Source organism: Streptomyces sp. NPDC051051, assembly GCF_040682975.1.
Classification (GTDB): domain Bacteria; phylum Actinomycetota; class Actinomycetes; order Streptomycetales; family Streptomycetaceae; genus Streptomyces.
Genome location: NZ_JBFBCB010000031.1, coordinates 20,019 through 44,989, shown reverse-complemented (window position 1 = coordinate 44,989; position 24,971 = coordinate 20,019). Strand labels below are relative to the sequence as shown.

Here is a 24,971-nt window from a genome sequence, read left to right as displayed (position 1 = left end):
CGTACGAGGAGAACGATGAACCCGCTGAAGCGGCCCGGCCGACGCCGGGCCTCCGTATTAGGCCTGCTGGCCGTGGCCGCCATGGTGACGCCCACCACCGTGACCGGCGCGTCCGGCGCCGAGCGGGCCACCACGCTGGGCGCCCAGGCGGCTCAGTCCGGGCGGTACTTCGGAACCGCCGTGGCCGCCGGAAAGCTCGGCGACGGCACCTACACCTCGATCCTGGACCGCGAGTTCAACTCGGTCACACCCGAGAACGAGATGAAGTGGGACACCACCGAGCGGTCTCGCGGCTCGTTCAACTTCGGCCCCGCCGACCAGATCGTCAACCGCGCGACGGCCCGCGGTCAGCGTGTGCGCGGCCACACCCTGGTCTGGCACTCCCAACTGCCCGGCTGGGTCAGCTCCCTCACCGACGCGAACACCCTGCGCAGCGTGATGAACAACCACATCACCACCGTGGCGAACCACTACAAGGGCAAGATCCACTCCTGGGACGTGGTCAACGAGGCCTTCGCCGACGGCGGCAGCGGCGCGCACCGCTCCTCGGTGTTCCAGAACCTGCTGGGCGACGGCTTCATCGAGCAGGCGTTCCGCACCGCGCGGACCGCCGACCCCGCGGCCAAGCTCTGCTACAACGACTACAACATCGAGAACTGGAGCGACGCCAAGACCCAGGGCGTCTACCGCATGGTGCGCGACTTCAAGTCCCGCGGCGTGCCCATCGACTGCGTCGGCTTCCAGGCCCACTTCGGCACCGGCGGCCCGCCGTCGAGCTTCCAGACCACGCTGTCGAACTTCGCCGCCCTCGGCGTCGACGTCCAGATCACCGAACTCGACATCGCGCAGGCGCCGCAGGCCGCGTACACGGGCACGGTGCGGGCCTGCATGAACGTGGCGCGCTGCACCGGCATCACGGTCTGGGGCATCCGGGACAGCGACTCCTGGCGCTCCGGCGAGAACCCGCTGCTGTTCGACCGCAGCGGCAACAAGAAGGCGGCCTACCAGTCGGTGCTCACCGCGCTGGGCGGCACGGCCGCGACACAGCGGGCCGACACCCGGTCCTCCCGGTCCGCCGCGGCGCTGCCCTCCCGCTTCTCCTGGAGCTCGAGCGGCCCGCTGATCTCCCCCAAGCCGGACTCGACCCACAACATCGCCGGGATCAAGGACCCGACGGTCGTCCGGTACAACGGCAAGTACCACGTGTTCGCCAGCACCGCGAGCGCCTCCGGGTACAACCTGGTGTACCTGAGCTTCTCCGACTGGTCCCAGGCGGGTTCGGCCACACACCACTACCTGGACCGCACCGCCGTCGGCGCCGGCTACCGGGCCGCTCCGCAGGTCTTCTACTACGCGCCGCAGCGCCTGTGGTACCTCGTCTACCAGACCGGCAACGCGTCGTACTCCACCAACCCCGACATCGACAACCCCAACGGGTGGAGCGCACCGCGCAACTTCTACTCGTCGATGCCCGACATCATCAGGCAGAACATCGGCAACGGCTACTGGGTCGACATGTGGGTGATCTGCGACAGCGCCAACTGCCACCTGTTCTCCTCCGACGACAACGGCCACCTGTACCGCTCCCAGACGAGCGTCGGCCAGTTCCCGGGCGGCTTCACCAACACCGTCATCGCGGCCCAGGACTCCAAGTACGCCCTGTTCGAGGCGAGCAACGTCTACCGGGTGCAGGACACCAACCAGTACCTGCTCCTCGTCGAGGCCATCGGCTCGGACGGCCGGCGCTACTTCCGCTCCTGGACCGCGAGCAGCCTCGCCGGCTCGTGGACGCCCCTGGCCGCGTCCGAGAGCAACCCCTTCGCCAGGGCGAGCAACGTGAGCTTCCCCGCCGGATCCTGGACCCGGGACATCAGCCACGGCGAGATGATCCGCGCGGGCCACGACCAGACGCTCAGCATCAACTCCTGTCGGCTCCAGTACCTGTACCAGGGCCTGAACCCCCATGCGAGCGGTGACTACAACAGTCTGCCGTGGCGGCTGGGCCTGCTCACCCAGACCAACTCCACCTGCTGACGGTGTGGGCCCCGCCGCTCGTGCGGGGCCCACACCCGGGCGGTCAGGCGGCGTGGCAGAGTGCTGCGGGGCCGCCCGGGGCGGCGGTGCCGGTCACGACCGGGTGCGCGGCAGGGGCGGTGCGGACGGCGGTGGTGGCCGCGACCCGCGAACGGCTCCGGGCGAAGACGACGAGGCGCAGCACCACGAAGCGTGCGATTCCCGCGAGGGCGGAGGCCGACAGGTAGACCACCTGCTCGAGCACCGCACCGGGGGCCGTCACCAGCTGCTCCAGGGCGAGCATCGCCGCGCAGGTCACCGCGTAGGCGGCGACCGCGGAGCCGGCCGACTGCGCGTGCTGACGCCGGGTCGCGCGTCCGCCCGCGCCGAAGGTGAAGCGGGCGTGCAGTTCGGTGGCCAGGAGTGTGGAGGTCGCGGTGATCAGGGCGTTGGCCAGGATCCAGGGGACGGCGGAGGCCAGGGCGGCGACGGCGAAGCCGGAGGCGAGCCCCACCCCGCCGCCACAGAGCACGAAGCGGGCGAAGGCGGTCCAGGCGCCGGGCGCTGTGTCCTGACGGCTCGGTGCTGTCCGCATGATCGGTCCCCCTTTGACTTCCTGACTTGACGGCTCACGTCGGACGGTCCGTTCGGCGACGCGTGCATCGCCGGCCTGCGAGGCCGGGGGTGCGCACTGCCGGCGGGCCCGGGTCCGCCCTTGCGGGTGCGGGCGGCCGCTTCGACGGCGAGACGGCGCCGTACGCGGCGGTCCGCACCGTGGCCTTGTCCCGGGCGCCGAGGGCGAGGGTGAGAGACATGGTGGCGCGCCCCTTCTTGTGGTTCCTCTCCCCAGTGGCACCATCATGGCACATTTATGGCGCCATTATGAACCATGCTGACACCATCAATGACACCTATGGCGCCACACTCTGGCGCCGGGTGTCCTCCCGGGCATCGGCCGCCCCCGGACGGAGCAATGCCTGAGCTCGGACGGCAGGCGCGAACTATCGTGGAACCGCACATGTGGTGACGGGCGGCGTCGAGGCGGCAGCGCATGGATGGACCGCGGATCGACTACGCGGCGGTGTTCCGGGCCCTTCCCGGCATGGTGGCGCTGCTCACCCCCGATCTGGCGTACGCCGACGTCAACGAGGACTTCGCCCAGCTGACCGGACGCTCCCGCGAGCAGTTGCTCGGCCGCCACATCTTCGACGTGTTCCCGGAGAACCCCGGTGAACCGGCGGCCGCCGGCATGCGGGAGACGCAGGCGTCGATGGTGCGCGTGCTGGAGACGGGCGAGCGCGACACCATGGCGCTGCTCCGCTACGACATCGAGGATCCGCGGCGGTCGGGCCACTGGGAAGAACACTTCTGGAGCCCGGTCAACGCGCCGGTCCTCGGCCCCGACGGCGAAGTCGCCCTGATCATCCACCGGGTGGAGGAGGTCACCGAACTCATCCGCGCCCGCGGCGGCCGGGGCGACAGCGACCGGGCCCGGGTGCTCGAGGCCGAGCTCTACACCCGCGCCCGTGAACTGCAGGAGGTCAATGAGCGCCTGCGCAGGGCGCACGCCCGGGAACGGGAGGTGGCCCTGACTCTGCAAGGGGCGATGCTGCCCGCTCCGGGCCCGGTCGGACATCACCGGGCGGCCGTGCGCTACCGCCCGGCGATCGGTGGCCTGAACGTCTGCGGCGACTGGTACGACCTGGTCGACCTGCCCGGGGACCGCATCGCGGTGGCCGTCGGGGATGTCGTGGGCCATGGACTCGCCGCCGCCTGTGTCATGGGCCAGCTGCGCAGCGCGCTGAGCGCGGCCGCCCGGGTCGCCCACGGTCCGGCCCGGGCCCTGGAGGCCCTCGGCCTCTACGCCCGCTCCGTCGACGGCGCCGAATCGACCACCGTGGCGAAGGCGTTCATCGACTGGGACAGCCACACCCTCACCTACAGCTGCGCGGGCCACCCGCCACCCGCCCTGCTCCGCCCCGACGGGACCGTCACCTTCCTCGACCGGGCCACCGACCCCCCGCTGGGCGTGAGCCCCGAGCACGTCCTGCGCTCCGAGGCGACCGTCCCCTTCACCGAGGGCGCCACGCTCGTCCTGTACACCGACGGCCTCGTCGAACGCCGGACCGAGGACATCTACACCGGTCTCGCCCGTCTCGCCGACTCCCTGGCCCGCCACGGGCAGGTCGACCCCGAGGCCCTGGCGGACGGCCTCCTGGCCGACCTCCTCCCCTCCGGCGGCAACACCGACGACACCGCACTGGTGGTCATCCGCCTCTGACCCGCCCGTCGGCGTCCACGGCCCGGCCGGGCAAGACACGACCGGACAAGGCAAGGGCGCCCACGCGGCCGCGTGGGCGCCCTTGCCTCCTGGCCGGGGTTCCCCACCCGGACAGTCGGGATCAGGCAGGCGTCCCCGCGGACCGCAGCCGACGGCGGGTCTGGAGGCGGCCCCGCCGCTCGGCCGCGGGTGCGGTCACTGCTCGACCTGCACTTCCCTCCCTCGCTCCACGGGGACCTGTGCGAAGCCGTCGGCCTGGAGCCGGCGGCCGCGGACCGGCTCTCCGTCGCGCGCGGGCGCCGAGACCGCCGGATGCGTGAATGGGTGCTGACCGCTTACGAGTACCGGTGCGCCTTCTGCGGCTACGACGGCCGGATCGGTGCCGTGCCGGCCGGGCTGGAGGCCGCTCACGTGCGCTGGTGGGCCTTCCACGGCCTCGACGACGTCGACAACGCACTGTGCCTGTGCTCACTGCACCACAAGCTCTTCGGCAAGGGCGTCCTCGGCCTCGACGACCACCACCGCATCCTGGTCTCCCAGCGCTTCGTCGGCCACAGTCCCGCCGCCCGCGAGCAGGTCACCGCGCTCGCCGGCCGCCCGCTCGTGGGGCCGCCGCCGGGCGCACGCCGTGTCGCCGCCGAGCACCTCGCCTGGCACACCGGCCAGGTCTTCCACGGCCCGCCACGCCCCGCGGCACCCCGCTGAGGGGTCCGGGCCGGTAACGCGGGCGGGGACGACGGGTTCCCGGACCGGGCCGGCTCCGCGGCGGACGACGGTGACCGACGCCCACCCGGAGGAGACCGCCCGGCCTGCACGGACTCGGACCGACCGAACCGGTGCTCCCGCTCGCTCACAGGCGCTGGTTGGCGATCTCGACCTCGTCCGGTTCAGGTCCCGTGGCGGGGTCCCGCTTCGCCCGGAGCAGGCGCAGCCGGTCCAGCCGGGAGATGACGGGCGAGGCCGTGACCCCGTGCAGGACGACGGAGACGAGGACGGTGAAGGCCACCACCGCCCACAGTTCCTCGGCCGGGACGTGGAACGTCTGCGGGCCGAGCGCGTAGGAGAGGTAGAAGAGCGAGCCGATGCCGCGGATGCCGAAGAAGGCGGTCACCAGGCGTTCACGAGGTCCCGCGGCCGAGCCGAGCTGGGCGAGCCAGCCGGCCAGGGGGCGGATGACGAACAGCAGCGACAGGCTGACGAGGGCCCCTTGCCAGGTCAGCTCGGACAGGATCCCCTGCCCGAGGTAGGCGCCGAGCAGCAGGAGCAGGCCGGCGGTCAGAAGACGCTCGACCTGTTCCACGAAGTCGTGCATCACCGTGTGGTAGCCGTGGGCGCGTTCGGCGGACCGCAGGCGGCAGGCGGTGACGAACACGGCCAGGAAGCCGTAGCCGTGAGCGACCTCGGTCAGACCGTAGGCCAGGAACATGGCTCCCAGGGCCACGAAACCCTCGCCGTGTTCGGACAACCGCATCGTCCGCCGGCCGACGCGGAAGAACAGCCAGCCCAGCAGCGCTCCCACGGCCAGGCCGCCGACCACGCCCATGACGCACTTGTACAGGAGGTCGACCAGCAGCCAGTGTCCGACCCAGCCCCCGGACACCCCCGTACCGGCTGCGGCAGCCAGCGCCATCGCCGCCGTGACCAGGGGGAAGGCCAGGCCGTCGTTGAGTCCCGCCTCGCTGGTCAGCGCGAACCGCACCTCGTCCTCGTCGTGCTCGGAGTCGGTGGGCGCGCCGACCCGGACCTCCGAGGCGAGCACCGGGTCGGTGGGCACGAGCACGGCGGCGAGGAGCAGTGCGGCGGCCGGCGGCCAGTCCAGCAGTCCCCAGGCGAGGAGCGCCATCGCCGCGACGGTCAGGGGCATCGTGATGCCGAGCAGCCGCCAGGTGGCGCTCCACCGGCGGCGGCCGAAGGGCCGGTTCAGAGCGAGTCCCGCCCCCATCAGCGAGACGATGACGCAGATCTCGGTGAGGTGCTCCACCCATGTCCGGTCACCGACGGGGTCGATCTCCGGCAGGGGCACGGGCAGAAGGGGCAGGACGCCGCCGCAGAGCAGGAACACGAGCGGCGCCGACAGCGGCCGGCCGGCCACCAGACGGGGCAGCATCGCCGCCCCCAGCGCACCCGCTCCGAGCAGGGCGAAAAGGAAATCAGCCGAGGTCATCGCTGACGGGTGCCCGCCGTCGCCCGGAGATACGCAGGCCGGCCGGAGGTGCCCGTCGGACGGGAGTGGCCGGCGTGTCGCGTCGGGCGGTGGCCCCGGCGCCGTCCGCGAAGGCGGCCTCGTCGCCCGGCCACGCCTCGCCTCGCGTTAGGCGCCCCGCGTGCGGGGTAGTCGGACGCCCGGCGGAGCGGGCCGGCCGCGCGGGCCCGGTGGTCGGCCGTGTGCGGGCCGACGTGTGGCGACCGGCCGGGCATGCGGTGAGACTGGGGCGAGCGGCGGCTGACGATGGGTGGACCATGCACAGCGTTGAGGAAACGATCGGGATCGCGGTTCCGGTGGGCACCGCGTACAACCAGTGGACGCAGTACACGGGCTTCCCCCGGTTCATGAGGGTGGTGAAGAGGGTCGACCAGCTCAGGCCGGCCCTGACCACGTGGACCATCGCGGCCGGACCGGTGCGCCGTGAGTTCCAGGCCGAGATCGTGGAGCAGGAACCCGACTCGCACGTGGTCTGGCGAAGTCTCGGGCGGCGTCCCGCCCACCGGGGCGAAGTGACGTTCCGGCCCGGCGCGGCGGGCGGCACGGAGATGACCGTACGGATCGACATCGAACCGCGCGGTGTCACCGGCGTGCTCGCCGGGCTGGCCGACCGTGTCGTACGGGACGAATTGCGGCACTTCAAGGAGTACATCGAGGGCCTGGGAGAAGAGACCGGGGCCTGGCGGGGGGTCATCCGCGACGGGCGGGTGCGGCCCCAGGAGTCCAAGCCGCACAGGAGCCGGGTGGCCCATTGGCCGACCGGCTGATCCACGACCCGGCAGCAGCGTGAGCGAGAGGCAACCCGATGAAGAAGGCGCCCGGCGACGAGCCGACCGAGGCCCTGACCGTGACCCCGCCGAAGAAGTGGGCCGCGGGTGTGCCCGCGGTGGTCCATGCGATGGAGTACTCCCTGGAGGAGACCTCGCCCCGCACCGCCGGGCACACGCTGCTGACCATGAACCAGGTGGGCGGCGTCGACTGTCCCGGCTGTGCCTGGGCGGACCCCGCGCCGGGCCACCGGCACCGCAACGAGTACTGCGAGAACGGCGCCAAGCACATCAACGACGAGGCGACGACGCGGCGCATCACCGCCGACTTCTTCCGTACGTACTCGGTCTCCGAGCTGGGCCGGCGCTCCGACGCGTGGCTGAACCAGCAGGGGCGGCTCACCGAACCGGTGGTCAAGCGACCGGGCTCCGACCACTACGAGCCCATCAGCTGGAACGACGCCCTCGGCCTGCTCGCCTCGGAGCTGACGTCGCTCGACTCCCCCGACGAGGCCGTGTTCTACACCTCCGGCCGGGCCAGCAACGAGGCCGCGTTCGTCCTCCAGCTGTTCGCCAGGGCCCTGGGCACCAACAACCTGCCCGACTGCAGCAACATGTGCCACGAGTCCAGCGGGTTCGCCCTGCACGAGACCCTGGGCACCGGCAAGGGAACGGTCAGCCTCGACGACCTCCACCACGCCGACCTGATCTTCCTGGTGGGGCAGAACCCCGGAAGCAACCACCCCCGGCAGCTGTCCGCGCTCGAGGAGGCCAAGCGCAACGGCGCCCGTGTCATCGCGGTGAACCCGCTGCCGGAAGCCGGCCTGCTGAGGTTCAAGAACCCGCAGAAGCCCCGCGGGGTGATCGGGCAGGGCGTCGAGATCGCCGACCGCTTCCTCCACATCCGCAACGGTGGCGACCTCGCCCTGTTCCAGGGGATCAACCGGCTGCTGCTGGAGGCCGAGGACGCCCGGCCGGGCCAGGTGCTCGCCCACGACTTCATCGCGTCCGACACCGAGGGCTTCGAGGAGTTCGCCGAGCACGCCCGCACCGTCGAGTGGAAGGACATCCTCGCCGCGACCGGACTGACGCGCGAGGAGATCGAGCAGGTCCGGGACGAGGTGCTGCGCAGCGACCGCGTCGTCGTCTGCTGGGCGATGGGGATCACGCAGCACAAGCACGCCGTCCCCACCATCCGGGAGATGGTGAACTTCCTGCTGCTGCGCGGCAACGTCGGCCGGGCCGGCACCGGCGCCTGCCCGGTGCGCGGGCACAGCAACGTGCAGGGCGACCGCACGATGGGCATCTGGGAGCAGATGCCGGACGCCTTCCTCGACGCGCTCCAGGAGGAGTTCGGCTTCGATCCGCCGCGCGCCCACGGGCTGGACTCCGTCAACTCGATCAAGGCGATGCGCGAAGGCCGCATCAGGTTCTTCCTGGCACTGGCCGGCAATTTCGTCCGCGCCGCTCCGGACAGCGAGATCACCGAGGAGGCCATGCGCGGCTGCCGTACGACCGTCCACATCTCCACCAAGCTCAACCGGTCGCACACCGTCTGCGGCGAGACCGCGCTCATCCTGCCGACCCTCGGTCGCACCGAACGGGACGTCCAGGCCGACGGGGAGCAGTTCGTCACCGTGGAGAACTCGATGAGCGAGGTGCACACCTCCCGCGGCCGTCTCCGGCCCGCGTCTCCCCTGCTGCTCAGCGAGGTCGCCATTCTGTGCCGGCTCGCCCGCCGCACCCTCGACAAGGCGAGGGTCGACATTCCGTGGGAGGAGTTCGAGGCCGACTACGGCACGATCCGCGACCGCATCTCCCGCGTCGTCCCCGGGCTGCACGACTTCAACCGGCGTGTGACACGTCCCGGCGGCATCCAGCTGCCGAACCCGGTCAACGAGGGCGTCTACCACAACGCCGTGGGCAAGGCACTGTTCACCCGTAACGCCTGGGAGATGCTGCACGCCCCCGAGGGGCACCTGTTGCTGCAGACCATGCGCTCGCACGATCAGTGGAACACCGTGCCCTACACGTCGAACGACCGCTATCGGGGCATCCACGGCAGCCGGCGTGTGGTGCTCGTCAACCCGGAGGACATCGCCGGTCTCGGCCTCACCGAGGGGCAGCACGTCGACCTGGTCGGTGTGTGGCGGGACAACGCCGAGCGGCGCGCCGCGGGCTTCCGCGTGGTGCCGTACCCGACCACGCGCGGCTGCGCCGCCGCCTACTACCCGGAGACCAACGTCCTGGTGCCGCTGGAGAGCGTGGCCGACAAGAGCAACCAGCCGACGTCGAAGGGGATCGTGGTCCGGCTGGAGCCCGCGGCGGCGCCTCCGCCGGAGGCGTCCGGGAACTGAGGTCCGTCCGGCGGCGTGAGTGAGGTCGCGGCGGCGGTCAGTGCGGAAGCGCCCAGTCGGGCGTCCAGGTCCCGGCGACGGCAGGGCCGGCCGTTGTGGCGGCGAGGTGGGCGCGGAGGGTGCCCAGCGCCGGGTGGGGGTTGTCGCGGTGCCAGAGGAGCGAGTGCGGATAGACGGGCGTCGGGTCGGTCACCGGGATGCGGCGCAGGCCGTGGCCTGCGGGCCAGACCAGGCGCGTCTGTCCGCCCATGAAGGTGGCCAGGGCCGGGGTGTCGGCGACGGTGTCGAGGAGGGCGTCGGAGCCGAAGTTGGGGCCGGTGGCCTCGATGGTGAGGCCGAACTCGGCCACGAGGTCGTCGTAGTAGGCGGCCCACTCGGTGCCGGGGACGATGCCGGGCATCCAGATCCGGTGTCCGGCGAGCTGTTCGACGGTCACCGACCTCGCGCCCGCCAGCGCGTGGGCGGGGCCGGTGAGGAGCTGGAGCGGCTCGTCGAGCACGCGGACCGACTCGATGTCCTCCGGCAGGGGCCTGCCGGGCGCGGCGACCGCGCGGAAGGACGCGTCGATCGTGCCGGAGCGGACGGCGGCGACGGCGGTCTCGATGTCGAAGAGCATCACCACGTCGAGATCGATCTCGGGGTAGGCGCGGTGGAAGCCGCGCATGAGTCCCGACGCCGCGCCGCGCGAGGCGATGATGTCGACGCGCAGTGGGCGGCGGCCGGTGCGCACGGACGTGACCGCGCGCTCGGCGACGCGCAGCAGTTCGCGCGCGTGGGGCAGGAACGCCTGCCCGTCGATGGTGAGCTCGGCTCCGCGCGCGGTCCGGGTGAACAGGCGCACTCCGAGGTGGCGCTCCAGCGCGGCGATGCGCTTGGAGACGGCCTGCTGGGTGACCGCCAGCTCGGCGGCGGCCTCCTGGAACCGTCCCGCGTCGGCGGCGGCGACGAACGTCCGGACGGTGTCGAGATCCATGCCGACACCCTAGAGCCACAACGTCCGGTTGTGGCTGGCGGCCCGCCCGTTGTTTGATTCCCGGTCGGGGCCTTCGCTTTGATGCGTCCGATCGCTTGTCGGTTGTGCGGGTGAGGGCGGGAGCGTCAGGCATGGAGAGCAGGCACCGGTCGGGACAGCTGCCCGGGCGTCGGCGGGGACATCGACCGCGGCACCGACTGGGGCGGCGGTTCGGGTGGCTCTGGGGAGCGTACGCAACGAGCGCGCTCGGCACCTGGCTCGCCTTCGGCGCGTTCCCGCTGATCGCCGTCCAGGTGCTGCACGCCGGACCGGCCGAGGTCGCGGCGCTCGCCTCCGCGGGGGCGGCGGTGGGCGCGGCGGTGGCGGTGCCGCTCGGCCCGTGGGTGGAGTTCCGGCGCAAGCGGCCGGTGCTGATCGCGACGGACCTGGTGCGGTTCGCGGCGCTGCTGACGATCCCCGCGGCATTCGCGCTCGGCGTGCTCACCTTCCTTCAGCTCCTGCTGGTCTCGGTCGTCGTCGCGGCGGCCGACATCACCTTCCGCGCCGCCTCCGGCGCGTACCTCAAGACGCTGCTGCCGGCCGAGGACCTGCTCGTCGCCCAGGCCCGTTTCGAGTCCACGGCCTGGACGACCACGATCGTCGGACCGCCGCTGGGCGGCGCGGCGATCGGGCTCCTCGGCCCGGTGGCGACGGTGGTGGCCGACGCGGTCAGCTACCTGCTGTCGGCCCTCGGCCTGCGCGCGACGGGCGGGCACGAGCTTCGGCCCGAGCGCCGGGAGACCGCGCGCATGCGGGCCGGGGACCTGCTCGACGGCTGGCGGTACGTCCTCGCCGACGCGACGCTGCGTCCACTGTTCCTCAACACCACCTTGTTCAACGGCCTGGTGATGGCCGCCTCGCCCTTGCTGGCCGTCCTGATGCTCGGCCGGCTCGGGTTCGCACCGTGGCAGTACGGGCTGGCCTTCGCCGTGCCCTCGATCGGTGGGCTGCTCGGTTCGCGGCTGGCACCACCGCTGGTCGCGAGGTTCGGGCAGCGGCAGGTCCTGCTCGTGTTCGGGACGCTGCGTGCGGTGTGGCCCGTCGGCCTGGCCCTCCTGGGGCCGGGCACCGGAGGGCTGCTGCTGGTGATGGGCGTCGAACTCGGGCTCATCTTCTGCTGCGGGGTCTTCAATCCCGTCCACGCGGCCTACCGCCTGGAGCGCACCGCGACCGACCGGGTCGTCCGCACGCTGTCGGCCTGGGCGGTGACGGCCAAGGCCTCGACCGCGCTCCTGACGGCGGTCTGGGGTGTGCTGGGAAGCCTGCTGGGCCCGCGGACGGCCATCGGCCTGGCCGGCGTACTGCTGCTGGCGACCCCGCTGCTGCTCCCCCGGCGCGCGACAGCGCAGCTCACCGAACCGGAACTGGCACCGGCACCGAACCGCACCTGACGGGTCGCGCCGCCCCCTGCCGAGCGGTCCTCCTCCGTGTCGGGAGCGACATCCGGCCCGCCTCCGTGAGCGCGGACCGGGTGCGGGCTCACGGGGGCGGGGCGGGGACCACCGTCAGGGGTCGGTCTCCAGGTGCAGCTTGAGGAGGTCCACGCCGTAGTCGTTGCCGTTGGGCGTGCGGATGATGGTGTGAATGTGCTGCCGGGTGGGCTGCCGGCGTGCGCGGCTTGTGCTCGTGTGTTGAGTTGGCCATGCCATCGACGATTTCGTCAACAATTAGGAGCAGGGTGGCGAGGGCCTGTGCACGCGCTGGGAATCCGCAGCCACGGGGACGCCGGGAGCCGCGACCGGGGCACGCGCGTCGCCGCGCACTCCTCAGGTGGCGATGTTCTCCGCGTACGGGCACTTCCGTCCGTACACGGCGTCGAACGTCACCCTCTGGCCCGCCAGGAGGCCCACGAGCCCGTGATCGGCGATGTAGGAGTAGTGGGCGTACACGTCCGCACCACTGCCGTCCTGCTCGATGAAACCGAAACCCCGTGCCGCGTTGAACCACTTCACCGTGCCAGTCGCCATTTCTTCCCTCCCTGTCGCAATCGGTCAGGTGCGCGGCGGATGCCTCACACCGCACGCCGGCACACCGGGGACACAGGCGCTGAATCGCGCCCGACACTTTCGGAACACCGAGTGAATTCAGTGGGACGATAACACGAAATCCGGATTCATATTTCCCCGGAGCGGAATTTCCCCTGGTGCGGATGAAGCGACCGTTCCAGGGATCCGGCGAACAGGCGGCAAACGGCTGGGCCCGCACCGATCGGTGCGGGCCCAGCCGTTACGTGCGTGCCGCGATCAGGCGGGAACGATGTTCTCCGCCTGCGGGCCCTTCTGGCCCTGCGTGACGTCGAAGCTCACCTTCTGGCCCTCCTGCAGCTCGCGGAAGCCGGAGGCGGCGATGTTCGAGTAGTGGGCGAAGACGTCGGCGCCGCCGCCGTCCTGCTCGATGAAGCCGAAGCCCTTTTCCGCGTTGAACCACTTCACGGTGCCAGTAGCCATGTCATATCTCCTTTGGGGCATTACCCGTGGGACCCGCACTGTGCACGTCCCGCGTCGCCGTGATGATGACCCCGTCCGGAATAAAAACCGGCATTAAAAAGTGCACCCGCTCGCCCGGAGGGCGGCAGGGGCACTTGAAGTTTTCGGGAACCACAACTGCAACTGGAAGAACCATAGCACGGAATAACCGCCCGGGCGATCCCCGGCAAAGCCGCCACTATTCTTCGAGCCGTCCACCGACATACCCTCACCGCACATGAATCGGATTTCTGCGTCGACGGCGACAGAATTTGTGCCGCGACGCCCGTGACGCGGACCGTCGGCAGCCAACTCCCCGTCAGCCCCGCCGGGACTCCCCCACGCGAGCCGACCGGCTCAGGAGTCCAGACGGCGACGGTCCTCCTCGTCCCACTTGCTGGTGTCGCGCGGCTCCATGTAGGGCTCCTGTCCGGCCGGATGGCCTGCCGCGACGGCGCGCTGGCGGTTCATCTCCGCGTCGAACTCCAGCCCCAGCAGGATCGCCAGATTCGTGATCCACAGCCACACCAGGAAGATGATCACGCCGGCGAGAGCGCCGTAGGTCTTGTTGTACGAGCCGAAATTCGCCACGTAGAACGCGAACCCCGCCGAGGCGATCATCCAGATCAGCAGAGCCAGGAAGCTGCCGGGCGTGACCCAGCGGAAGCCGCGCACCTTGGCGTTGGGGGTCGCCCAGTACAGAAGCGCGATCATGACCGTGACCAGGAGCACGAGCACCGGCCACTTCGCGATCGACCACACCGTCAGGAAGGTGTCCCCGACACCCAGCGTGGTGCCCACCTGCCGCGCCAGGCTGCCGGTGAAGACCACGATCACCGCACTGATGACGGCGATGACCATCAGCACGACGGTCACCCCGACCCGAACCGGCAGCACCTTCCACACCGGACGTCCCTCGGGAATGTCGTAGACCGCGTTCGCGCACCGGATGAAGGCGGCGACGTATCCGGACGCCGCCCAGACCGCGAGCGCCAGGCCGACGATCGCCACGAGGGAGCCGAGGCCGCCGTTGCCCTGCATCTGCTGTACCGCGTTGCGCAGCACGTCCCGGGCCGCACCCGGGGCGAGTTTCTGGATGTTCTCCAGCACCTGCTGCGTCACCGACTGTCCGACGATCCCGAGCAGGGAGACCAGCGCCAGCAGCGCGGGGAACAGCGCCAGGATCCCGTAATAGGTGAGCGCCGCGGCCCGGTCGGTCAGCTCGTCCTTCTTGAACTCCTTGAGCGTGCCCTTGAGCACCGCTTTCCAGGAGCGCTTGGGCATGTCCGTCGGAGTGTCCGGCGCCCTGCGTTCCGCCTGCTCGTCCGTCCCGGCACCCGTCCCCCGCCCGGTCTCGGCCTCGGCCTCGCGGTCCGCCTCGGAGTGCGTGCCGTGTCTGCCGTGTCTTCTCAGCGTCCGTACCATGCCCGCCGAGTATCCGGACGGGTGTCAATCAAGCCCTACATCAGTCCATATCATGAAAAAAAGTGCTTTTCGGGCGGCCTCGGCGTCGGCGGACGGGAGGCGAGGCGGCGCGACGGCCGCGCGCGAAACCGGAGGCGGCGGTCAGGTGGCCGTGGGCCAGGTCCGCAGCAGGGCGGCGATCTTCCCGGCGGTGCAGGTGGGGTCGAGGAGCAGGTCCTTGAGGGCCAGGGCGTCATCGCGGACGGGCTTGACGGGAATCCCCGCGGCCTCGAGGTACATGACGCCGGTGGCGGCGGCGACGGCCATGTTGGAGCGCTCCAGCCAGCGGCAGCGGCCCAGCGTGTGCACCAAGGCGGCGGCTTTGGCGTAGGGCCCGTCGTAGACGGGCTGCTCGAACAGTCGGGCTCGATGGCGGGCTACCGCCGAGGCGGGCACGCCGTAGTCGTCGGGAGCCGGGTCGTCGGCGCCGGCCGCCTCGGCGACCTGAAGGATCCAGGGAACGTCGATGTGCAGATCCATCAGGCGGCGCGCGCTCCCCGGGACGGCTGCTGAGCGTCCTCGGCCTCGTCGAAGACCGCCTGGTGTTCGGCAAGGAAGCGGGCGGCCGCGTCCACCGCACGCGCGCGCAGGCCGCTGGCGTCGTCCTGCACCAGCCTGGCGAGGTAGTCCCCGATGCTGAGCCCCAGGTCTGCGGCGCGCTTCTTCGCGAGTTCCGCGACGTCCTCGTCCACGCGTGCGCCCAACTGTGTCTTCGCCATACCGGCATGGTAACAGCCGTTACCATGCCGTGGGGCGAGGGCGAGGGCGGCCCCGGTGTCCCGTCCGTCGCGTCCCGCCGCAGACGGCGGCCGGGCGTTCGCCGGTCGGGACACGGCCCGCGCCACAGGGGTGCGACGGGCGCCCTCACCTGCCGCCGACGCCCACGGAGGGCCGTCAGCGGGTGGCGAGGAGACCGTCCCACCGGAGCCCGGAGCCCGGAGCCCGGAGCCCGTCCAGGCAGGTGTCCTCGACGGTCAGCGGTGCCCAGCGGTCCGCCACCCGCGCCGGCCTGGGCGGCTCGGCCGGGTCGAGATCGCCGAAGACCTGCTCCAGGTCGCGCGCCGGTCAAGAGGAAGCGACCACGCCACCTCCGACGGGTGGTGCAAGCCGCAGGCCCGTCACCAGGGCACCTCGCCCTCGTCGTCGAAGAAGCGGCCCGTCGGCCCGTCGTCCGGCACGGTCGCCAGCCGGATCGCGGAGGCCGCGCCCTGCTGCGGGGTGCGCACTCCCCGGAAACCGTTGAGGTCGGTCGCCGTGAAGCCGGGGCAGACGGCGTTGATCAGGATGTCCGTGTCGGCCAGTTCCTTGGCGTACTGCACGGTGACGGCGTTGAGGAACGTCTTCGACGGCGCGTAGGCGACGGAGATGGGGCCCGTCTCGGCGCCGGGCGTGCTCTGGAGCGTCAGGGAGCCGACGCTGCTGGAGACGTTCACGATCCGCGGCGACGACGAGCGGCGCAGCAGCGGCAGCAGGGCGTTGGTGACGCGGACGACGCCGATCACGTTGGTCTCCACGGCCGCCCGTACCCGGTTCACGTCGACCGTGGTGGGCTCCTGCGGCCCGCCGCCGGTGATGCCCGCGTTGTTGACGAGCGCGTCGAGCCGCCCGACCCGCTCCTCCACCAGGCGGGCCGCCGCCGCCACGCTCTCGTCGTCGGTCACGTCCAGCGGCACGCCGAACGCGTCGACCCCGGCCGCGCGCAGCTTCTCCACAGCGGCCTCGCGCCGCTCCTCGTTCCGCGCGCCGACCCCGACGGACCAGCCGAGGGCGCCGAGCCCGGCGGCGATCTCGTACCCGATGCCCTTGTTGGCGCCGGTCACCAGCGCGACCTTCTGTCGGTTCACGATGTTCGTCTCACTCATGACAGCGATCCTTCTCCCGCACCCGGCAGGGCGTCCAAGACCGATCGGGTGGGCGGCGATACCGCCCGGGTATCGCCCCTGGCCGGCCCGGTTACGCTGACGAAGTGGAAACACGTGAGCTGCGGTACTTCGTCGCGGTCGCCGAGGAGCTGCACTTCGGCCGGGCCGCGCGGCGACTCGGGATCGCCCAGCCCCCGCTGTCACGGGCGATCGGAGGGCTCGAACGGCGCCTGGCTGCCGCCCTCCTGGAGCGCGGCAGCCGGGGCGTCACCCTGACCGAGGCCGGGGTGGTGCTGCTGCGGGAGGCGCGGGCGGCGCTGGACGCCGTGGAGGCCGCCGAGCGGCGCACCCGCCGGGCAGCCCGCGCCGCGGCCGGCCGGCCCGCCGTGGTCCTCGCCGCGAAGGCGGGCGCCTCCGGTGAACTGCTGGCGAAACTCCTGGACGCCTACGCCGCCGAACCCGGCGCCGTCGCCGTGGACATCGTGCTGTGCGGGCCGGGTGAGCAGGCACGGGTGCTGCGCGACGGCCGGGCCGACGTGGCCCTGCTGCACCGGCCGTTCGACGACACGGCCGGCTTCGACACCGAGGACCTGCACACCGAGGAGCAGGTCGTGATCCTCCCGGCGGGCCACCCCCTCGGCGTCCGTCCCCACCTGCGGCTCGCCGAGGTCACCGGTCTTCCCGACCTGCCCCTCCCCCGCTGGCCGCGTCCCGACGGCACCTTCCCGGACGGCCCCGGCCCGCAGGTGCGCGACCACACCCAGCTCACCCAGCTCATCGCCCTCGGCCGGGCCTGCGCGGTCGTCCCGGAGTCGGGCCGCACCGGGCTGCGCGAGGGCCTCACCGCCGTACCGGTCCTCGACGCGCCCCGCGTCACCACGGTCATCGCCTGGCCCCCGCACAGCCGCTCGACGGCGGTCGCGGGGCTGGTCCGCGCCGCCACCGCCCTGTGACCGACGGGGGGACCCGGTCCGCCTGAACAGTCGACTTGCGCTGGAGTGCGCTCCAGGTCGTAGCGTCGCAGACACCGCGGCGCGCGAAGCCCGTCCCGGCCGGAGTTCCTCACGGGATGCCGGACGGTGGAATCCGTCGCTAGATGGATGCGGGGCTTCGTGCCGCCCCGACGACGAACGACGAACGACGAACCAGTGCGCAGGGAAAGGCTGGAACACGGCATGCGGAAGCGCAGTCTGCGGGACCTCCGGGTATCGGCCATCGGCCTGGGGTGCATGGGCATGTCCGCCTTCTACGGATCCACCGATCAGGAGGAGGGGATCGCGACCATCCGGCGTGCCCTCGACCTCGGGGTGAACTTCCTCGACACCGCCCAGATGTACGGACCGCTCACCAACGAGTCGCTCGTCGGCGAGGCGATCCGGGGACATCGCGACGAGTACGTGATCGCAACGAAGTTCAACTACCGGATGGACGGCGCGGTACCCGGCGACATCAGCACGGTCGGCCCGCAGGACGGCTCGGCCGAGCACGTCCGGAGCTCGGTCCACGGTTCCCTGAAGCGTCTGGGGACCGACCACATCGACCTGTACTACCAGCACCGGGTCGACCCGGACGTACCGATCGAGGAGACGGCCGGCGCGCTGGGCGAGCTGGTCGCCGAGGGCAAGGTGCGGTGCATCGGCCTGAGTGAGGCGAGCGCGGAGACCATCCGGCGCGCGCACGCCGTGCACCCGGTCACCGCGGTGCAGAGCGAGTACTCGCTGTGGTCACGGGACGTGGAGGCCGAGGTGCTGCCCACCTGCCGTGAGCTGGGCATCGGCTTCGTGCCGTACTCGCCCCTCGGCCGCGGTTTCCTGGCCGGGCGGTTCACCTCACCGGACGAGCTGGACGCGAACGACTGGCGCCGCGAGAACCCGCGCTTCCAGGACGCCAACCTGGAGGCGAACCTCCGGCTGGCGGCGAAGGTGAAGGAGATCGCCGCCGAGAAGGAGGTGACCCCGGCCCAGCTGGCCATCGCCTGGGTGCTGGCCCGGGGCGAGGACCTGGTGCCGATCCCGGGTACCAAGCGCCGCACCTACCTGGAACAGAACGCGGCCGCGGTCGACATCGTGCTGACCGAGGACGACCTGGCCCGCATCGATGCGGAGCTGCCCGAGGCGGCGGGCGAGCGGTACGACGAGGCGGGGATGAAAACCGTCAATCGCTGACGGGACTCCGTCGACGTGACGGAACGGCTTCCCGGGCCTCGTCGAGCCCGGACGGCGGGTGGCGGCCTCGTGCGAGGATGCTGCGGTGCCGGCCGGGATCGACGAGGTGGGCCGGGGTGCCGTACCGGGCCGCCCCCGGGGGATCGCGTGCACTGAGCGGCTCCGGTGCTGCGAGGACCTTCACTACGCCTTCGGCGCCGGCGGCTCGTCAGGGCTCCGCGTCAGGACGGGGCGAGGACGCGGAACTCGTACCCCTCCGGGTCGGCGAGCACCGTACGGTGCGTCGGGCGTGGCGTTGGCGCCGCCTTCTCCTGAGTGATGAAGCCGGAACCGGTCGCTTCGCGGCGGACACCGCGGGCGGTCGACGGCGACGGCGTGCCGGACGGCGACGACTTCCTCGCGGTGCCCGCCAAGGAGCGCCACGACCGTGACGCGCGCTGCCGTCCGCCGGAGCCGGAGCGGTATCTGAGCGGTCGGGAGTCCGTCCGGCTGGAGCCCGTGCTGCTGCCGGACATCGTCGCGGGCCTGCCGACCATGCCTCCCGCGGCCCCCCGGCCCCGGCGCAACGGCCCGCGCGCCGGGCGGGCACGACCGCGGCACCTGACGGCACGGCCCGCGAACGACTTCATCGTGTTCCGCGCTCGGCGCCGACCGCCCCGGAAGGCGGGGGCCGCATCGCGGCGCCGGACCGGTTCGGCCGGCGGTCCGACGCGGCCGGACGCGAGATCGTGCGGGCCGGGCGCGTTCGCCGAGCCCCCGGTGTCACCTCGCGGCCACGACGTACGGACCACGTTCGGCGGCGGGCCCGTCGCGAGAAGGACCGTGGGCCGGCCCACCGTGCGTGAACGCTCCACGGCACGGACCGCCTGCCGGCATCGGGACCGCGGGGAAGTCGGCCGGGTTCAGTGCCCCGCGATCCAGCGTCGGACGGCGTCGTTGACGGTGTCGTCCAGGGTGCTCAACGCCTCCACGGCGTGCAGATCTCCGGGCGCGGGCGCGACGCCCGCCCGGATGAGTGCCGCGTGCAGTTCCAGGCGACGGCCGTCGGCCGGAGACAGGGCCGGCCGTCGACTCGGTTCGGGGGCGCGCCACGCCGCCTCCTCCTCGGCCCGTGCCCGGGGCGGTACCCGCCAGTCCTCGTCCCCCCACTGCCCACCCGTTTCCGCTCCGTCGAGAGTCGGGTTCGCGTCGACACCGCAGCGGTAGGGGTCCAGGATCAGCTGAGGCACCGTCACGGCGGTCGGTGAGTAGTTCCACTCCTGCATACAACCAACCTCCAACATCGGCGTTCGCTCGGTGTCCAGGAGGCCGCCCGGGCGGTCGGCAGTTGCATTCCCGGCGACGGACCACCCGAACGCACCCAAACCCATCTCGTCGGATCAGCGCGCCATCGGAATCCGAGGAGCGGTCGGAGCCGGAGGACGCCGCTGCCGCGTGGTCCTTCCGGCGTGCGGAGGCCGGCCGACTCCGCTCGCGCCGACGCACGGCAGGGCGGCGGGGCGGGTGCACCGGCCTGGGCATCCCTCAAGACTCGCGCCGACCACTTTCGGCCGCGATCTGTTCCGTTGGCCGGTTCGTGATGCATGGTGGGGGTGCGGGTCACGCCCTCGGGCGAGGATCTCCTTACTGGGCCGTGCCGGTCTGTGCGGACGGTCGGGCCCGCCGCACCTCCCGGCTCCCCACGGGAGGCATGCGGCTGCCCGGGCCCGGATCGCACGGTGTCCCGCTCGGCGGTGAACGGGATCCGTGAGCGGTTCGATTCCAAAACGTCCGGCCGGGGCGTGCGGAAAACTCCCGTGCGCCGGTTCGCACACCTCTGCGATCATCCCCGGATGGCGCACCGTCTCGAATCGCTGGTCATCCGGCACACGCACCGCCTTCCCTCCCCCAAGGGCTCCGCCGGCGAAGGAGCCACCGCCGCGCGGCAGTTCGACGCGGCGCTGACGTCCGTGGGCTTCAAGCTGTCGTCGGAGTTGCTGGAGCGGCTGTCGGGGCTGTCCGAGGCCGCGGTCGTGCACACCGCCCGGTGGACGCTGCGTGCCGTGGGCGAGATGGTGGGCGACCACGTCCGGCACAACGTGTACTTCATCGACTTCCCGGCGAACGTGCCGGACACCGAGGAGTTCTGGATGCGGTGCGTGACGAAGGCGCTCGCCGACGACACCTCGCGTGAGAACGTGCTGACCCAGCTGGCACACGGGGTGCTGGACCTGCTCAGCCTTCCTGTGTACGGCCGCTACCAGCACACCTACGAGGAGATGCTCGCGGCGCAGGACGAACTGATCGCCTCGGCCGGCGACCGGGTGACCGTCCTGCACCTCGGGCGGGACCTGGACGACGAACTCACGGACCTGTACCTGGCCCTGGCGGGCAGCACGACTCCGCTGGGCGAGGAGCACCTGGGCGACCTCGAGATCCTCGCCGGGCGGTGCGCCCTCGGCCCCCAGCCGGAGTCGATCCCGGTGCGGGAGAACCGGGCGGTGGTCAACGAAGCCCGTCTCGCCGTCGGCGCGGACCTCCTGCTGGACACCGTCACCGATGTGCTGCGGCTGGCGTGCGCCCTGTCGGGCGGCGACGTGACGCTGCGGGAACCGACCCGGTTCCGGGCCCTGTCGCGGCCGGTACGCCGCGCGCTGCTCGCGGGCCTCGACGCCGTGGTGGCGGCGAACCCCGCCAAGCTGGCCGACGTGCACGCGCACCGCGAGCCCTTCAAACGGCTCGGTGAGCGTCTCCACCCGCACGAGTACCCCCGCTGGCCGCACGCCGCCGACGTGTTCGCCGTGGCGCGGGGCGAGAAGGAGGCCAGGTCCTTCGACAGCCGTGTCGAGAAGCTGCTCGACGACTACGACGTCCCCGGTGCGACGCGGCTGCTGAAGTCCGCTCCCGGCAAGCTGTTCCGCGCCCTGGACCTCCTGCTGCGCATCGCCGCCGACCAGGGGGAACGGGACGCGGTGGTGGCCGCCGCGGTGGAGGTCGCCCCCCGGGTCTCCGGCCGGGTCGTGCTCTCGGTCCGCGAGCACTTCCAGAACCGGGAGCGGGAGACGGCCGAGCCCCGGATCTTCGTCAACCGCCGGGGCCGCGGCTGGGTCGCCCCGGACGTACGGCCGCCCGTGCCCGCGGCCGACCGTGAGCGTCTGATCGCCGCCCTCGACGCCGAGACACGGCGCCGGCTCCCCGCGCCGGGCCGGCTGCTGCTCGGCCCCGACATCCTCGACGTGGCGCTCCCGCTCAGCGGCAGGGCGACCGCGGCCGGGCTCGGGGTCCTGCCGCGCGGTTCGGTCTCGGCCGTCGAGGGCGAACAACTGCGCTTCTTCGTGTACTGGAAGGAGGCCGAGCAGCGGACCGACTACGACCTCTCGGCCCTGCTCCTCCACACGGACTACAGCACGGACTCCTGGCTGTCGTACACGTCCCTCACGGCCGTCGGGGGGAAGCACTCGGGCGATGTCACCGAGGCGCCCGACGGGGCCTCGGAATTCATCGACCTGTCGCTGGAGCGGGTTCGCAGCACCTTCGTCGTCCCGCAGGTCAACATCTACGCCGGCGAGAGCTTCGAGGAGGTCGAGGAGTCGTTCTTCGGTTTCATGCTGCGCGACGGCGAGCAGAAGGGCCGCCCGTTCGAGCCGCGCACGGTGCGGATGAAGTCGGATCTTCGCGGGGCGGGTCGGGTGGCGCTGCCGCTGGTGTTCCGGCGCGAGGACGACGGCCGGTGGCACGCGAAGTGGCTGCACCTGTATCTGAGGGGCATCGCGGCGGCCAACCGGGTGGAGGAGAACCAGATCTCGGTGTCCAAGGTGGTGCGCGCCGTGGTCGAGCGTGACTACCTGACGGTCCGTCACCTGGTCGACCTCATGTCCGGTGACACCACGGCCGTGGACGTGTGGGACGGTGAGCGGGTCCCGGACGAGCCGGTGCTGTACGTCGGTCTCGAACGCCCCGAGGGCCTGCACCCGGACTCCCGGGTCATCACGCTGGAAAATCTCCGCGACCTGATCCCGGCCTGAGTGCTAGCGTTGACCGCGGCGAGGCCATGAAGGGACTTCCTTCTCAACTCCTTTCCTGAAACGAGTTCTTTCGCTTTCCTCGCCGTCGACGTCGCTCCGGGCGGCGCTCGCGCTCACCGCGCGAGTGCCGCCCGCGCCGCGTTCAGGGCGTGTGGGCTCGGCCGGCCGCGGGCCACGGCGATGCGGCCGGCGAGGCCGTCACCGGGCCCGGGCCTACGCGCTCACGTCCGCCGGCGTCCGCAGCCGCGAGCCGGGACATCAGGAGACGCGCTTCAGCTGCCAGGCGTTGTTGCTGAAGCTGGGGGTCGACGAGTAGACACAGCTACTGGTGTAGTACGAGCTGGTCTGGACCCAGCCGGCGGGCTGGTAGGTGGAGGCGCAGGCATTGACCACGGTGCCGACCGGCAGACCGGTGAGCTGCTTTATCTGCTTGATGTTCGGGCTGAAGCTCTGGGTGCCGCAGCTGCTGCTGTAGCCCCAGCTGACGTCGACGTGACCGGCCGGCGTGAGGACGCTCGCGCAGGAGGTGGAGACGTCACCGGGGGCGGCCTGGGCGGGCGCGGCGGACAGGGCGAACATCGCAGCTGTGCCGACGAGGGCCAGGCAGGCGGAACGAAGGCGACGCATCTGTGGTGACTCCTTCTGATCGCGGACGGCCGGTCAGGCCGAGAAGGCATTTCTACGGGCCGCCGATCGGTTCGGACAGGGACTTTCCGGTCGAACGCGAATGCGAAAACAGGCTCGGACCCGGACTCGGGGGCACGGGTTTCGGGCGTACGTGACGACCAACGCCGACGCGCCGTCCAACCTGCAGATCGTGCAGGACAAGACGTGCGCAGGCTGATCCGGGGAGCCCTCGGGGCGGTGCTGGTGGTCCTCGCCGTCTCAGGGTGCTCCCAGAGGCACTACGACGAGCGGGGCAAGGCCGATGCGCCGGTGGCGGGCCGGGCCGGGGAGGACTCCCCGGCCGAGGTGTACAACTTTCCCGACGGGTTCGGGAACGTCGCCACCAAGTGCGTAGGAGACGGCAGACGGGGTTACGCCACCACGAAGTCCGTCCGGCAGGAGGACGAGGACGATGTCGTGGTCCTCCCGGCCCACGCGGTGATCGTGGACGACTCGGAGTGCCGAGCACCCTGATCGGCCCCCTCACTCCGCGCAGGCCCGGCAGACTCCACGCCGGCACCCGGGGTGGGAGGATCTTCGCCGGTCCGGCGGGCCACCCCTTCCGTCTCCTCCGGGGCCGACGGGGTCACCGGTGGTGGCCGTGGAGGGCCGGTGGACGCGCTGTGGCCGTGGAAGCCGGCGGACGCCGTGGCCGTCGCCGCCGAGCTGAACGGCCGACCCCGCGCAACGCTCGCCGGGAACCCCGCCGAACGCCTCGCTAAGCTGGATCCGTACGCCTCGCCCGCACCGCCGTGGGGCGCGGGACCCCGGCCGCCACCGCTGTCCGGCGACGCATCCGGACGACCGGGGACACCTGAATGCGGACGCTCGACCGGAGACGCCCGACCGCGGCGGTGCAGCCGCTGGGGCGGGTCTCCCGGTGAGCCGGCGACCGGGCCCGTCGGCCCCTCCGGAGGGAGCGGGCGGCCCTGGCCTCCCGCTCCCTCCGGAGGTTGGTATGGACACCATGGACACCGACCGGGCGCTCCTCGTCGCCACCGGGGTGCGCAAGGTCTACCGGACGGGCTCGGTGGAGGTCACCGCCCTGCTCGACCTCGATCTGCTCGTGCGGCACGGGGAGATGGTGGGGGTCATGGGGCCGTCCGGCTCCGGGAAGACCACACTGCTGAACTGTCTGTCGGGGCTCGACGACATCGACGGCGGCCGGGTGGAGGTCGACGGCCGTGACCTGTTCGCGATGTCGGACGCGGCGCGCACGGAACACCGGGCCCACTCCATGGGATTCGTCTTCCAGGCGTTCAACCTCATACCGGTCTTCTCCGCCGTGGAGAACGTCGAACTCCCCCTGCTGCTCGTGGGCCACCGGCCGCACGAGGCACGGCGCAGGGCGCTGGCCATGCTCGACCGGGTGGACCTCGGCCACCGGGTCGGGCACCGGCCGAGCGAGATGTCCGGGGGCGAGCAGCAGCGGGTGACCATCGCCCGCGCCCTGGCCGGACGCCCGGCCATCGTGTGGGCGGACGAACCGACCGGAAACCTCGACAGCGCGATGGCCGACCAGGTCATGGACCTGCTGTGCGAGCTCAACCGGGACGAGGGCCAGACGATCGTGCTGGTCACCCACGACAGCGCCATCGGCGCACGGGTCCCCCGCCTCATCCGGATGCGCGACGAGCGACTGGTCGACGACGTCCGGCAGGGCGCCACCACACCCGCACCCGCCGCCGGTCTCGACGCCTCCCAGGGTTGAC

The 24,971-nt window shown here is 71.8% G+C and carries 22 protein-coding genes and 2 pseudogenes; 11 read left to right on the top strand and 13 right to left on the bottom strand.

What is annotated here, in order from left to right; all coding sequences use genetic code 11:
- The first annotated feature begins 15 nt into the window (after positions 1 to 15).
- Positions 16 to 2,034 carry a non-reducing end alpha-L-arabinofuranosidase family hydrolase gene (locus AB0N31_RS23065; RefSeq protein ID WP_366060277.1) on the top strand — a complete coding sequence of 673 codons (2,019 nt, stop codon included), beginning with the start codon at positions 16 to 18 and terminating at the stop codon, positions 2,032 to 2,034.
- Positions 2,035 to 2,077: 43 nt separating this feature from the next.
- On the opposite strand, the gene AB0N31_RS23060 is transcribed toward AB0N31_RS23065, so the two are convergent.
- Positions 2,078 to 2,608, bottom strand: coding sequence for a hypothetical protein (locus AB0N31_RS23060; RefSeq protein WP_366060276.1), 531 nt, complete (start codon positions 2,606 to 2,608; stop codon positions 2,078 to 2,080).
- A 456-nt stretch (positions 2,609 to 3,064) separates the two neighbouring features.
- Between AB0N31_RS23060 and AB0N31_RS23055 the strand changes: the two genes are divergently transcribed.
- Together AB0N31_RS23055 and AB0N31_RS23050 are read left to right on the top strand one after the other, a co-directional pair.
- Positions 3,065 to 4,294 (top strand): SpoIIE family protein phosphatase, encoded by a 1,230-nt coding sequence (locus AB0N31_RS23055; protein ID WP_366060275.1) that lies wholly within the window; start codon positions 3,065 to 3,067, stop codon positions 4,292 to 4,294.
- A gap of 186 nt (positions 4,295 to 4,480) precedes the next feature.
- A pseudogene (locus tag AB0N31_RS23050) lies at positions 4,481 to 4,999 on the top strand (phosphorothioated DNA-binding restriction endonuclease); the annotation flags it as partial.
- A 145-nt stretch (positions 5,000 to 5,144) separates the two neighbouring features.
- Here AB0N31_RS23050 and AB0N31_RS23045 read toward each other — a convergent pair.
- A complete protein-coding gene (locus AB0N31_RS23045) occupies positions 5,145 to 6,458 on the bottom strand; it encodes a cation:proton antiporter (protein WP_366060274.1) in 1,314 nt (437 codons plus the stop codon).
- 296 nt (positions 6,459 to 6,754) lie between these two features.
- Here AB0N31_RS23045 and AB0N31_RS23040 point away from each other — a divergent pair, with 296 nt between their 5' ends.
- Positions 6,755 to 7,264, top strand: a complete 510-nt coding sequence (locus tag AB0N31_RS23040; protein ID WP_366060273.1) for an SRPBCC family protein — start codon at positions 6,755 to 6,757, stop codon at positions 7,262 to 7,264.
- A gap of 38 nt (positions 7,265 to 7,302) precedes the next feature.
- Positions 7,303 to 9,621, top strand: a complete 2,319-nt coding sequence (locus tag AB0N31_RS23035) for an FdhF/YdeP family oxidoreductase (RefSeq protein ID WP_366060272.1) — start codon at positions 7,303 to 7,305, stop codon at positions 9,619 to 9,621.
- A gap of 37 nt (positions 9,622 to 9,658) precedes the next feature.
- Here the strand turns inward: AB0N31_RS23035 and AB0N31_RS23030 are convergent, their stop codons facing one another.
- Entirely contained in the window at positions 9,659 to 10,594 is a 936-nt protein-coding gene (locus tag AB0N31_RS23030) for a LysR family transcriptional regulator (protein WP_366060271.1), read from the bottom strand.
- A gap of 131 nt (positions 10,595 to 10,725) precedes the next feature.
- On the opposite strand from AB0N31_RS23030, the gene AB0N31_RS23025 reads away from it, so the two are divergent.
- The gene (locus tag AB0N31_RS23025) at positions 10,726 to 12,024 is read left to right on the top strand and encodes an MFS transporter (RefSeq protein WP_366060270.1); all 1,299 of its coding nucleotides are present in this window, start codon (positions 10,726 to 10,728) and stop codon (positions 12,022 to 12,024) included.
- Positions 12,025 to 12,138: 114 nt separating this feature from the next.
- Here AB0N31_RS23025 and AB0N31_RS23020 read toward each other — a convergent pair whose 3' ends face one another.
- The 8 genes and pseudogenes from AB0N31_RS23020 to AB0N31_RS22985 all read right to left on the bottom strand — a co-directional run bounded on the left by AB0N31_RS23020 (position 12,139) and on the right by AB0N31_RS22985 (position 16,424).
- Positions 12,139 to 12,282: a hypothetical protein gene (locus tag AB0N31_RS23020; RefSeq protein WP_366060269.1), complete on the bottom strand. Its 144-nt coding sequence runs from the start codon at positions 12,280 to 12,282 to the stop codon at positions 12,139 to 12,141.
- A gap of 117 nt (positions 12,283 to 12,399) precedes the next feature.
- On the bottom strand, positions 12,400 to 12,600 hold the full coding sequence (locus AB0N31_RS23015; RefSeq protein WP_366060268.1) for a cold-shock protein: 201 nt from the start codon (positions 12,598 to 12,600) through the stop codon (positions 12,400 to 12,402).
- Positions 12,601 to 12,876: 276 nt separating this feature from the next.
- Positions 12,877 to 13,080, bottom strand: coding sequence for a cold-shock protein (locus AB0N31_RS23010; protein WP_033176667.1), 204 nt, complete (start codon positions 13,078 to 13,080; stop codon positions 12,877 to 12,879).
- A 375-nt stretch (positions 13,081 to 13,455) separates the two neighbouring features.
- Positions 13,456 to 14,523: a YihY/virulence factor BrkB family protein gene (locus AB0N31_RS23005; RefSeq protein ID WP_366060267.1), complete on the bottom strand. Its 1,068-nt coding sequence runs from the start codon at positions 14,521 to 14,523 to the stop codon at positions 13,456 to 13,458.
- A gap of 141 nt (positions 14,524 to 14,664) precedes the next feature.
- Positions 14,665 to 15,042 (bottom strand): fic family toxin-antitoxin system, toxin component, encoded by a 378-nt coding sequence (locus AB0N31_RS23000; protein WP_366060266.1) that lies wholly within the window; start codon positions 15,040 to 15,042, stop codon positions 14,665 to 14,667.
- Positions 15,042 to 15,281, bottom strand: a complete 240-nt coding sequence (locus AB0N31_RS22995; RefSeq protein WP_366060265.1) for a hypothetical protein — start codon at positions 15,279 to 15,281, stop codon at positions 15,042 to 15,044. Before AB0N31_RS22995 ends, AB0N31_RS23000 begins: the two co-directional genes overlap by 1 nt.
- 175 nt (positions 15,282 to 15,456) lie before the next feature.
- Positions 15,457 to 15,612 (bottom strand): annotated as a pseudogene (locus tag AB0N31_RS22990) (TetR/AcrR family transcriptional regulator); the annotation flags it as partial.
- Positions 15,613 to 15,680: 68 nt separating this feature from the next.
- Entirely contained in the window at positions 15,681 to 16,424 is a 744-nt protein-coding gene (locus AB0N31_RS22985) for an SDR family oxidoreductase (protein WP_366060264.1), read from the bottom strand.
- 104 nt (positions 16,425 to 16,528) lie between these two features.
- Between AB0N31_RS22985 and AB0N31_RS22980 the strand changes: the two genes are divergently transcribed.
- Both AB0N31_RS22980 and AB0N31_RS22975 read left to right on the top strand, forming a co-directional pair.
- Entirely contained in the window at positions 16,529 to 17,377 is an 849-nt protein-coding gene (locus tag AB0N31_RS22980; RefSeq protein ID WP_366060263.1) for a LysR family transcriptional regulator, read from the top strand.
- 222 nt (positions 17,378 to 17,599) lie between these two features.
- The gene (locus AB0N31_RS22975) at positions 17,600 to 18,589 is read left to right on the top strand and encodes an aldo/keto reductase (RefSeq protein WP_366060262.1); all 990 of its coding nucleotides are present in this window, start codon (positions 17,600 to 17,602) and stop codon (positions 18,587 to 18,589) included.
- A 902-nt stretch (positions 18,590 to 19,491) separates the two neighbouring features.
- Here AB0N31_RS22975 and AB0N31_RS22970 read toward each other — a convergent pair.
- On the bottom strand, positions 19,492 to 19,854 hold the full coding sequence (locus AB0N31_RS22970) for a hypothetical protein (RefSeq protein WP_366060261.1): 363 nt from the start codon (positions 19,852 to 19,854) through the stop codon (positions 19,492 to 19,494).
- Between the two features lie 567 nt (positions 19,855 to 20,421).
- Between AB0N31_RS22970 and AB0N31_RS22965 the strand changes: the two genes are divergently transcribed.
- Positions 20,422 to 22,593: a hypothetical protein gene (locus AB0N31_RS22965; RefSeq protein ID WP_366060260.1), complete on the top strand. Its 2,172-nt coding sequence runs from the start codon at positions 20,422 to 20,424 to the stop codon at positions 22,591 to 22,593.
- A 258-nt stretch (positions 22,594 to 22,851) separates the two neighbouring features.
- On the opposite strand, the gene AB0N31_RS22960 is transcribed toward AB0N31_RS22965, so the two are convergent.
- On the bottom strand, positions 22,852 to 23,220 hold the full coding sequence (locus tag AB0N31_RS22960) for a hypothetical protein (RefSeq protein ID WP_366060259.1): 369 nt from the start codon (positions 23,218 to 23,220) through the stop codon (positions 22,852 to 22,854).
- A 204-nt stretch (positions 23,221 to 23,424) separates the two neighbouring features.
- Between AB0N31_RS22960 and AB0N31_RS22955 the strand changes: the two genes are divergently transcribed.
- Together AB0N31_RS22955 and AB0N31_RS22950 are read left to right on the top strand one after the other, a co-directional pair.
- A complete protein-coding gene (locus tag AB0N31_RS22955; protein WP_366060258.1) occupies positions 23,425 to 23,733 on the top strand; it encodes a hypothetical protein in 309 nt (102 codons plus the stop codon).
- A 484-nt stretch (positions 23,734 to 24,217) separates the two neighbouring features.
- Positions 24,218 to 24,970 carry an ABC transporter ATP-binding protein gene (locus AB0N31_RS22950; RefSeq protein WP_366060257.1) on the top strand — a complete coding sequence of 251 codons (753 nt, stop codon included), beginning with the start codon at positions 24,218 to 24,220 and terminating at the stop codon, positions 24,968 to 24,970.
- Position 24,971 lies beyond the last annotated feature (1 nt).